The sequence below is a fragment of the Pseudomonas sp. P4_C8 genome, assembly GCF_056401975.1.
The window spans coordinates 41,169-50,717 of sequence record NZ_JBFUIH010000067.1 but is presented as its reverse complement, the minus strand read 5'-3'; the positions used below and the strand labels follow the sequence as shown (position 1 = coordinate 50,717).

Here is a 9,549-nt window from a genome sequence, read left to right as displayed (position 1 = left end):
GTGCAGTCTCAAGGTCGGCGCGGGCGCGATCGACGGCAATCTGATAGGGCGCCGGGTCCACCTCGAAGAGCACCTCGCCGGCCTTGACGGTCTGATTGTTGTGTACGTTCACCCGGATCATCTTGCCCGCGACTTCCGACGCCACCGGAATGACGAATGCGCCCACACGCGCTTGTTGCGTATACGGCGTGAACCGGTCGGCTAACAAGTACCAGACCAGGCTCAGGATGATCAGTATCAACACCCATTTGATGCCTTTTTTCACCGGGTCGGCCGCTACCGGTTCGCTGGCGTCGGGGGAGGGTTGCGAGGCTTCACTCATGGCTATTTTCCTTGGCTGGCAGCGGGTAAACGGGCAGTGCGGCGGCGGGATCGTCAAGCATGTGGCCCCAGTCGATGCGTTCTTCCATCACCTGGCGGGTGGCCGAGTCCACATACGGCTGAGGGGTGTACCAACCACCGCCCAAGGCCTTGTAGAGGGCGATGACATTGCTGACTGCATTGCCGCGTGCCAGCAGGTAATTGTCCTGTTGTTCGAGCAGCGCGCGTTGAGCGTCCAGCACCCGTTGGAAGTCGGCGTAACCTTCCCGGAATTGCACGCTGGCCAGCACCAGCGAACGTTCGGCAGCCCCTCCGGCGTCGCGCAGGATGCGTTCGCTCTCCAATGACTGGATCAGGCCGTTAGCCGCATCATCGGCTTCGCGAGCGGCCTGGCGAACTTTATCGCGGTAGGCTTCGATCAACTGCTGCAACCGCGCGTCCTGGACGCGCACGTTGTTGGCGATCTGCCCGTGATCGAATACATTCCAGCGCAGACTGGGACCACCGATCAGGTCCAGGCTGCTGGAGGTGCCATTGAGAGAGTCCGCCGACCAGACAATGCTGCCGAGCAGTGTCAGCGATGGATAGAAGTCGGTTTCGGCCACGCCGACCAGCGCACCTTGGGCGGCGACGTTGAGTTCGGCGGCGCGTACGTCAGGCCGACGCAGCAGCAAACTGGACGGCACATCTTGCAGCACGGCGCGATCGACCAGCGGGACCAGGCTATTGTTATCGATCACCTGTGGCAGGCTGCCCGGCGGTTGCCCGATCAACACGGCCAAGGCGTTGCGCGTGCGTTGCAACTGGTCCAGGAGGTTAGGAATACTGGCCAACGTGCCCAAGTATTGGGTTTTGGCCTGTTGCAGATCGAGTTCGGCATCCTGGCCGCTGTTGAACAGTTTTTCGGTGATCTCGTAATTGCGCTTTTGCTGCGCGGCATTTTCACGGGCGACGCGCAAACGGGAGTCTGTGGTGCGCAGCAAATAATAGGTGTCCGCCACCTGGGCACGCAGCAAGACCAGGACGTCTTCATAGTTGGCCTGGGCGGAAAAGTAAGTCGCATCGGCCGACTCGATGGCGCGACTGAAACGCCCCCAGAAGTCGAGCTCCCAACCGATGTCAAACCCGCCGCTGTGTTGCCACAAATTGCTGTCTTGCGGATTGTTGCCACCATATTGGTGACGGTCAATGTACAAACTGTCCGCGCTGACTTGCTGCAGTTGCGGGTACAGCCCGGCTTGCGTAATGCCCAGCTTGGCGCGGGACTCCATGACGCGCAAACCGGCGATTTTAAGGCTGGAGTTGTAGGCATCCGCTTGCGCAATCAGTTGATCGAGCACCGGGTCGTTGAAGACATGCCACCACTGTCGCAGATCCGGACTGGGCCCGCGTTGGCTGGATTGTTCGAGGGCCGGGGTGTCCCAATGTTTGATCCACTCTTCGCCCGGAGGCTGGAAGTCCGGTCCCAACCGAATGCAACCGCTCAGGGCCAGCGCCCCCAGCAGAATGAGATGGCCTGGCTGCAACTTTAGGGGGCGACCTGGAGGCATTGCGCTGTGTCCAGCCAAAAAAAGATCGCGGGAGCTTACACGTCCGAGGGCGTTATCGAGTGGCCAGCGTTTTTTTTTCTTGCTGCAAAATGATTCCGTGATCGATCGCGTATTTGACCAGCGTCGTCGGTTTGTCGATGTAGAGTTTGCGGCGGATGATCAAGTGATGGGTTTCGAGCGTACGCGCGCTTTCTTTCCTTTCTTTCCTTACTTTTCACTTCACTTGTTGAGTTCGTTTCTACTATCTCTTGAATTTGGTCAGTGATTTTAGTCGGCCATCGAAAACAGCTTCGTGCACATATCGACTAGTTCCTAAGTCTGGCGCTTGTGTCACGCTATTGGGTGTGAGTACGTCACGCATTTCTAATGCCGCTAAATCCCAGGAACCCATTGCATGCATATTTCTTATGCGAGGCACGTCCGCCGCGAGTTCTACAAAACGGTATGGTTTTACTTTCGTGTTGTCTGGCCGATTTTTTCCCTCCTCCTGTTTATGATCGTAGTGCTCGGTCTGATCATCAGTCACCTGGAAGAATGGAGCCCATTTGACGGTATCTACTTTGCCTTTGTCACTGGCTTGACCATCGGTTATGGCGACCTGGTACCCAAACTGGCCACCTCGCGTGTCCTTGCCATCGTGCTCGGTTTTCACGGCGTTCTGATGACGGCGATCTTTGCGGCGATCAGTATTCGGGCCATTGAAGTCACCGCGCAGGCGGCCAAATCCGATGAGTAAGGCCGCCGCATCGCGCAGAACGACCGATTACACAGAACTAGTTACACACTCGGTTACTTTTCTATTTCACGGCATTGTGACAGGTGGGGCGGAGGATGCCGTCGCACTGTTGAATGGCCGTCGTCTATGCAGGGCTAATGGTTCCCTACCTGTGCTGCTATCAACAAGGATACATCTATGATGCCCGTACCTCTGTCCGCAAAATCGTTGACCCGCAGCATGCTCGATGTCCTTATTCGTGCTGGGTTGATTGTTGTTCTGGTTCTGTTTTGCTTCGAAATATTCCGTCCGTTTCGCGATCTGATGCTGTGGTCGGTCATCCTGGCGATCACGCTCTACCCGTTGCAACTGCGAATCATGGGGTCGCTGGGACGCAGTGAAGGGCGAGCTGCAACGGCGATTGTACTGATTGCCATCGCTATTCTGGTGGTGCCAGTCTATCTGTTGGGCACCTCGATTGCTTCGTCGGTCGGACAGGTCATCGACCTTGTGAAGGAGGGGGTCTTCCATATCCCGCCGCCGCCCGACACAGTCGCCACATGGCCACTAGTGGGTAAATCTGTCTCGGCATTATGGGCACAGGCCTCAACCGATCTTCCCGTCCTGGTGGCGAAGTACTTGCCGCAAATCAAAGGCGTGAGTTTGGGCTTGTTGACCAAAATTGCCGGCGTCGGGGCAGGTTTGCTGATGTTCATTGTTGCCTTGATCATCGCCGGTATTTTCATGGCGCATGGTAAGGCTGGCAGCCGCTGTGCGGTAGATATTGCGTCGCGCATCAGCGGTACTGAAAAGGGGCCGAAAATCGCCGAGTTGTGCACCGCAACCATTCGCGCAGTTGCGCTCGGCGTGGTCGGCATTGCCTTCATCCAGATGTTGCTGGTGGGCCTGGGCTTCGTGCTCAAAGGTATCCCGGGTGCTGGTCTGCTGGCCATCGGCGTATTGCTACTGGGCATCATGCAGTTACCGGCCACACTGATTACGCTGCCGGTGATCGCCTATGTCATGGCCACCGAGGGGCCCAACACGAGGACCATTATCTTCGCCGTCTTTGTGTTCGTTGCCGGCTTGGTGGACAACGTCCTCAAACCGCTGTTGCTGGGACGGGGTGTGGATGTGCCGATGCCGGTCGTGCTGATTGGCGCGCTGGGAGGCATGGTCACGAGCGGCATCCTGGGCTTGTTCATAGGCCCGGTGGTGCTTGCGGTGGGCTACCAATTATTCTGGCAGTGGGTGCAGGATCAACCAGCAGAAGGATAAAGTCCGCAACTCGGTGGTGGCGTACGCTGGAGCAGCTTCAGCACAGTACGCACCGCCCTCTTGACGAGTGTGAGCGGTGGCCTGCCCGCCGCTCATTGTATTTCTGACTACGTTGAAGTACAGGGGCTGCGCATGCCCGGCAAGCGACGTGCTTATCGTCGCGAGCCCTATGGTCAGGGCGATAAGGACGCGCTGCTGGTGGCAATTTTTACTTCAGCGACATTCGCTACAGCTGATTCATCCCAAATACACGACCCATCATCTAGCGTCCATGGCAGGAGACAAAAGTGTGATCAAAGCACTGTTGGTGTTGTTGCTAAGTCCAATGCTCCGCGCACCTCCGACAGGACCAGGCCCCGCAACACCTCCAGCCAGATTGCTGGGCAGAGGCAGGGTCGTTTATAGAAAAACAGGTGTGTGTTCCCCCTGTTCCCCAACATCTCTATAAGGGGGAACGCCCTAAAGCCCAGGAAACATTGGCTGTTCCCACTGTTCCCCGCGTTCCCCACAAAACTAGGTTCCTGTGAAGTCGGCCATTGGAGTTGGGTCGTCATACATTGGCGGCCTCCGGGTCCATGGCTTCGGCATCGACGACATACAGGCGCGCCGACCCGCCACCGGGCAGGCGATATTTTTTGGTCTTGCGGCTCTCTCTGTCGGTGTCGCGCTTGGCGAAAGCCCCTACTCCATCCAGCGCCTTGACCACACGACTGAGGCCGTAGCCGTTGGCCGCTTCGACCAGTGCCGACTTGTTGAACAGGTACAGACGTTTACCCAGGGATACCTCCCAGTAGCCGGCCCGGTTGAACACCTTGGTGTCCGGGGTGTGGTCATCCACATCGGAGAAGCGACTGCTGCCGTGTTTGTCGATAAAGTCGAGGATGCCGGCGAGGATTTGCCGGTCTTCGGCATTGCCGCTGCCGACCCGCGCCAGCCATTCGCCGTACAGCAACTGGCAGTCGGTCAGGGCGCTTCCCGGTGCCCAAGGCAACAGGCCATAGGCGATGGCCATTTCTCCGGCCAGGGCAATCACGGCGAAGCGATCGGCCACACGGCCGGCTTGGGCGTTGTCCTCGACGAACTTGGCGCGCACATTGGCGAAGTGTTCCAGCAGGCCGGGGCGGTCGTCGCTGGCGAGTAGCTGCTCGACGAAGGCGGAGCCCAGGTGGCCATGGTGGGCACTCACGGCGACGGTGAGCAGGCGGTGAAAGTCGGCCCCCTCCAGACCGTGCAACTCATCAAAGGCGCGGTGGGCGCGCGTGCCGGCGTTCACATCGACCATGCGCAATTCAGCTCCGGCGTGAGCGGCATTGCCGGAAATGGCGGCGTGCTCGGAGAGGGAGCGCTCACCACTGGAGAGGGTGAGCAGGCGCCAGCTCAGTTTGGCCCGGCCTTCACGCTCGCGGGTCATGGTGCCTTTACCCTGACCGTTGGCCAGCGAGTAGGCCATCTCCTGGACACGCTTCGGATCGGCGCGCTTGATTTCGTCCAGCGGCAACAGGGTGTCATTGCGCCCGGCCGCCTCGATCTCCAAGCCACCTTTGGTCATGTCCCAACTGGCGGCAAACACGCCCGGGTCACCCCACACCGAGGAGCCAATCAACTGCGCCAACGACTTGCCGCTGGAGCTGTCGCCCACCAGATGCACGCCGCCGCCGAGCACGCCAACCAGACTCAGCAGCGGTCCGGCCAGCGCACAGCCAATCGCCAGCGTCAGCACCGGATTACCCGCGCACTTGGCGGCGACTTCACTTTGCCAGAGCGCCAGCTCGCCCCGCACGCTGAACAGGTTCTGGCCTTTGCCGCTGGCCTGATAACGCACCTTGTCACTGCCGAGGGTGCGCCCCGGCAAGACAAAAGCGCCCGACTCATGCCAGCCCGGACGGCCCGTGGTGGCGAAGACTTCTTCCGGGCGTTGCTCCAACAGGTACTCCATAAAGGCGGCGCGCTTCTTCAACGCAATGATGACGCCCATGCCGAACAACTGGCGGCGGGCATCCTCACCGCTGCCGCCGAACACCTCCATGGGAATGATCCACTCCTTGATGCCGCTGTCGGTGAACAGGCGCAGCAAACGGCCCTCGCTGCCGTCGTCGCTGTTGGTGGTTCTCGCTGTCACGGTCACCGGGCTGGCGATCCATTCATCAATGATCGGGCGGTCGTTGGTGTCGTTGTCGGCGTCATCCTCATCTTGGCCCGCTGCACGTTTGAAGCCGTGACGGTACACACCCGGGCGCAGTTTTCGGCCCTTCTCATTGGTGACCCAGTGTTCGTACACGGCCCAGCAGGGACGCTCAGGCGTAACGGTCGGCGCATCAGGCCGAAGGCTGATGACGTTGCTGTCAGGCAGGGACATGGGCGCGTTTCCAGTTGGAGAGGTCGTTGAAGTCGGTGAGGTCTGCGGGGGCGTTTTCTGGCCACTCTGGGAACGCCACTTGGCCACCTACGAGCGCGGCGGCGGCATTGGCAGCCGTACGCCCAGGGTTGCCGTCGGTGAGCCGGTCGTCGTCGCCGGCGATGAGGATTGGCTGCTCTGGGTAACGGGAGCGCAGAGCGAGTGCTACCGGCTTGAGGTTGCCGCTGTTCATGGCGCAGGCCACGGCGTAACCGTGCTGGTGCAGCGTGGCGCCCGTGGCCCAGCCTTCGCAGATGCACAGCGGCTGGCCCGGCACAATGACGCCTAAAGGCGAATAGCTGCCCCTGATCCGGCCACCCGCCAGAAAGCGTTTGCTGCCGTCGCTGGCAATGCGCTGCAGGTTGATCAGCTCGCCCGCCACATACAGCGGCACCAGCAAGGCGTCACCACGCTGGCGCAGGCCATGCGGACGGACGCCTTTGGCGATGAGGTACGGGTGGGCGGGATCAGCGCGCCGGGCATCACGCCACCAACGCTGAGCACGGAGTGCCGCCTTGAGCTGGCGCTGTTGTTGCTCGTCTTCGCGTTGGCGCTTGGCCTGCTCGATCCGCTGGCGCACCTCGACCGCCTCGCGATGATCGACCGGTTCACGGCTGCACCAGGTGCGAGTGCCGCCGTCTTTCCAACTGCCGAAGGCACCCGAGGCGATATTGTCCAGGTACAAGACATACCAGCCGTTTTCGCTGCCCTGCTTGTCGCCGGGAACATGGAAACGATGAATCGCACCGTCTGGCTCCGGCACCCAATCCAGCGGGCCGTAGACATCTTGAAGGGCGTCACGGAACAGCATCACACTATCCATTGCAGCACCTCCAGCAGATTGTCCATGCCGATGAGTGCTGTCAGAACGAGTACGATCAGCAGCACGAGTTCCGGACCTGATGGCGGATGTGGTGTGTGGTGAACAGGGGCATTATTCACGGTGACCAACTCCTGCGAAGGCGCGGCATACCTTGCCGTTACTCACTGCATGCCCGCGGGCGATGTCGTCCAGGTGATCGACCTGAACGGACATGACCATGGCGCCAAGACTGCGCATGATCACCACACCGCACTGAGCGTCAGCCTCGGTCAGAAATGGCCCGAGCAATGCCTTGTGGACCTTCGGATGGACCACATAAAACAGCTTGGCGGTACTCATGGGTAAGCCCTCCCAATCGCTGCCTGGTGAAGCGGCAGATAGCTGTACTCGTCGTGATCCGCCTGGTATTTCGCATGCTCCAAAAATGAGGCTATGACGCTCAAAGGCATCTGTTGGCGCCAGGTCTCCACGTAAGCCACAAGAAACGCTCGGCCTTGCGACGGCTCATGTAAGCAGCGCTCCAGCAGTTGCTTGATTCGCGTTGTCATACACTGAAAGACGGCGAGGTCTTTAACGTTTTCCGTTGGGCTGGCCAGGGAGTGGAGCGTTATGTGTCGACCCAGCAGATCGCGCCCTAACACCTCTAACAACTCGCGCGCCAAATCGCCGTCGGTAAGGCAAATTTGGAAGCCGAAAGCGCCGCGACCATCTGCGACCTGGACGAAGAAAAAGCTGATTGGATGAGCCGTGGAATTGCGCTCGGTGTCTTTCTTCGGGCAAGCCGAGAGCGTCACCGCCGATTGGCAGTGTTGAAAATTGGTCATGAGTTAGCCCCTCAGGTCAGGGTGGCAGCGAAACATCTGCTGGCTGGTTTCTCCGTGCACATAGGCACGCCCGAACAACGCCTTGTTGGTGTAGGAGCAATCTGTTAACCAACGGTCATGATCCGGGGCAACCCCGACTTCTTGTTCTTTCACCCAATGCGGCAACTCACCACGGCAGCGCATTTCGTTGAGCATCGTCCACCAGTGGGAAGCGTGGTTGCGCTCGACTTCAATGAGGTCGATCAGCGTGCGGAGTTGATCGCTGTTCAGGTCGACAATCGGTTTATCAGGCGTGCAGTTGAGGGTATTCATTACTCACCACCTGCGTCGATTCGGCTCCGTTTACCAACCACACCATAGGAGGTGCCAAGGTGACGATGCCGCCAGCAGAAATTACCGCTAAAGATGCGGACCTGTTCGATGTTCCGAGCGATGTCGCAGGCGATGGTGTTGCCCTCATGGCACAACAATGGATCAATCATGGGCACCAGAATGCGCACCAGGTTGTCGAACTCCTGCCTAGCGAAGTTCATTGAGCACATTTCTCGGGCATCCAAAACCGAGTCCAGAAGAATCTGGGGCTCGATAGCCTGAAGCCGCACCAATTTATTGCCGTTGCCGTCAGATTTCGAATCTGTCACGATTGAATCCTCGCGTTGGTGCTACCCAATGTGTTTTTACCCGGGCGGTGCTCGAACACCGCTTTGGGCTTCTTCTCTTCTCGCTTCATTTCCCGCCTTCCGCTGAGTCCAGTGCATTTTGAAAATGCTCTGCCTGACGGTCTATGTAATTCGCCAAAGCACAAGCCAGATACTGCCCAAGCTCAGCAAGGGCTGCTGCGCCGTGGGAGCCTGTTTTCATATCGGTCCTGATAGCTCGCATGAGTGCTTCCAGCCAACAGGCGTGTTCTTTGTGATAACGAAGCTGGTCAATTGCTTCACTTGTAATCATTGCCAGCGTTTGGCATGTGGTCATAGCCTTACTCACTTCGCCACCTCCACTCGGACTGCGCCCAAGCTCTTGAGCGCTTCCAGATCGATCAGTTTTACCGTTGCAGCTAGTGTCAGCCGGCCCAGCACAAGGCCGGCGCGGTCAAACAGTTTGATGGTCATTCGAAAGTCCTCGCAGCAGCGGTCAGAAAGCAGTCGATGATGGCTAGCTCTTCAGGGGAGAAGACGCTCATCACGTCGCCCCCCTCCATCGCATCAAGCTCGTGCATATCAATAACGATGTACCCGGTATCGGTGTCGGCCTCGATCAGCGCTTTGTCTTCCATTGCGTTGTATATCAGGCGGCGCAGGCGCACAGGTTGAAGCAGATGATCGTGCGCGTTCATCGGGCGTTCGCCTTTGCAACACTGTTAATCCAAGACTCCAGGTCGCGCACCAAGATTAGGCGGCGCTTTCCAGACTTGAAGGCATTAAGGGCGCCGACGGCGATGGCTTGGTAAATGGCACTGCGGCTGTGGCCGGTCATGCGGCCGGCTTCTTCCGGACCGACTGCCAGAGGTGTCGCTTGTAGCGGTTGGCTCATGGCTTTCTATCTCTGGTGGTTTGGTTGCAGAGATCGAAGATTATTGGCAGTACGATAAAGTGTCAATACAAAACTGTGTCATTACGTGGCGTTGCGTATCAGGAGCTTTG

At 58.8% G+C, this 9,549-nt stretch carries 14 protein-coding genes and 1 pseudogene; 2 read left to right on the top strand and 13 right to left on the bottom strand.

Annotation, left to right across the window (positions count from 1 at the left end; translation table 11 throughout):
* Both AC1DWM_RS28030 and AC1DWM_RS28025 read right to left on the bottom strand, forming a co-directional pair.
* A pseudogene (locus AC1DWM_RS28030) lies at nucleotides 1–322 on the bottom strand (HlyD family secretion protein); the annotation flags it as partial.
* A complete protein-coding gene (locus AC1DWM_RS28025; protein ID WP_477796672.1) occupies nucleotides 315–1,871 on the bottom strand; it encodes an efflux transporter outer membrane subunit in 1,557 nt (518 codons plus the stop codon). The gene AC1DWM_RS28025 and the pseudogene AC1DWM_RS28030, both read right to left, overlap by 8 nt.
* Before the next feature lie 394 nt (nucleotides 1,872–2,265).
* Here AC1DWM_RS28025 and AC1DWM_RS28020 point away from each other — a divergent pair, with 394 nt between their 5' ends.
* Nucleotides 2,266–2,607: a potassium channel family protein gene (locus AC1DWM_RS28020; protein ID WP_452627776.1), complete on the top strand. Its 342-nt coding sequence runs from the start codon at nucleotides 2,266–2,268 to the stop codon at nucleotides 2,605–2,607.
* A 177-nt stretch (nucleotides 2,608–2,784) separates the two neighbouring features.
* Nucleotides 2,785–3,864, top strand: a complete 1,080-nt coding sequence (locus AC1DWM_RS28015; RefSeq protein WP_477796671.1) for an AI-2E family transporter — start codon at nucleotides 2,785–2,787, stop codon at nucleotides 3,862–3,864.
* A 550-nt stretch (nucleotides 3,865–4,414) separates the two neighbouring features.
* Here the strand turns inward: AC1DWM_RS28015 and AC1DWM_RS28010 are convergent.
* The 11 genes from AC1DWM_RS28010 to AC1DWM_RS27960 form a co-directional block, all read right to left on the bottom strand.
* Nucleotides 4,415–6,220 (bottom strand): DUF927 domain-containing protein, encoded by a 1,806-nt coding sequence (locus AC1DWM_RS28010; protein ID WP_477796670.1) that lies wholly within the window; start codon nucleotides 6,218–6,220, stop codon nucleotides 4,415–4,417.
* Nucleotides 6,207–7,082: a toprim domain-containing protein gene (locus AC1DWM_RS28005; protein WP_477796669.1), complete on the bottom strand. Its 876-nt coding sequence runs from the start codon at nucleotides 7,080–7,082 to the stop codon at nucleotides 6,207–6,209. Before AC1DWM_RS28005 ends, AC1DWM_RS28010 begins: the two co-directional genes overlap by 14 nt.
* Nucleotides 7,070–7,201, bottom strand: a complete 132-nt coding sequence (locus AC1DWM_RS28000) for a hypothetical protein (RefSeq protein WP_477796668.1) — start codon at nucleotides 7,199–7,201, stop codon at nucleotides 7,070–7,072. The genes AC1DWM_RS28005 and AC1DWM_RS28000 overlap by 13 nt, the downstream gene beginning before the upstream one ends.
* Complete coding sequence (locus AC1DWM_RS27995) at nucleotides 7,194–7,421, bottom strand: hypothetical protein (RefSeq protein ID WP_477796667.1); 228 nt, start codon at nucleotides 7,419–7,421, stop codon at nucleotides 7,194–7,196. The genes AC1DWM_RS28000 and AC1DWM_RS27995 overlap by 8 nt, the downstream gene beginning before the upstream one ends.
* Nucleotides 7,418–7,906, bottom strand: a complete 489-nt coding sequence (locus AC1DWM_RS27990) for a hypothetical protein (protein WP_477796666.1) — start codon at nucleotides 7,904–7,906, stop codon at nucleotides 7,418–7,420. The genes AC1DWM_RS27995 and AC1DWM_RS27990 overlap by 4 nt, the downstream gene beginning before the upstream one ends.
* 3 nt (nucleotides 7,907–7,909) lie before the next feature.
* Nucleotides 7,910–8,218: a hypothetical protein gene (locus tag AC1DWM_RS27985; RefSeq protein WP_477796665.1), complete on the bottom strand. Its 309-nt coding sequence runs from the start codon at nucleotides 8,216–8,218 to the stop codon at nucleotides 7,910–7,912.
* On the bottom strand, nucleotides 8,218–8,547 hold the full coding sequence (locus AC1DWM_RS27980; protein ID WP_477796664.1) for a hypothetical protein: 330 nt from the start codon (nucleotides 8,545–8,547) through the stop codon (nucleotides 8,218–8,220). Before AC1DWM_RS27980 ends, AC1DWM_RS27985 begins: the two co-directional genes overlap by 1 nt.
* A gap of 85 nt (nucleotides 8,548–8,632) precedes the next feature.
* Entirely contained in the window at nucleotides 8,633–8,893 is a 261-nt protein-coding gene (locus AC1DWM_RS27975) for a hypothetical protein (protein WP_477796663.1), read from the bottom strand.
* Nucleotides 8,890–9,018, bottom strand: coding sequence for a hypothetical protein (locus AC1DWM_RS27970; RefSeq protein WP_477796662.1), 129 nt, complete (start codon nucleotides 9,016–9,018; stop codon nucleotides 8,890–8,892). The genes AC1DWM_RS27975 and AC1DWM_RS27970 overlap by 4 nt, the downstream gene beginning before the upstream one ends.
* The gene (locus AC1DWM_RS27965) at nucleotides 9,015–9,242 is read right to left on the bottom strand and encodes a hypothetical protein (RefSeq protein WP_477796661.1); all 228 of its coding nucleotides are present in this window, start codon (nucleotides 9,240–9,242) and stop codon (nucleotides 9,015–9,017) included. Before AC1DWM_RS27965 ends, AC1DWM_RS27970 begins: the two co-directional genes overlap by 4 nt.
* Nucleotides 9,239–9,439, bottom strand: coding sequence for a helix-turn-helix domain-containing protein (locus tag AC1DWM_RS27960; RefSeq protein ID WP_477796660.1), 201 nt, complete (start codon nucleotides 9,437–9,439; stop codon nucleotides 9,239–9,241). Before AC1DWM_RS27960 ends, AC1DWM_RS27965 begins: the two co-directional genes overlap by 4 nt.
* Nucleotides 9,440–9,549: the final 110 nt, after the last annotated feature.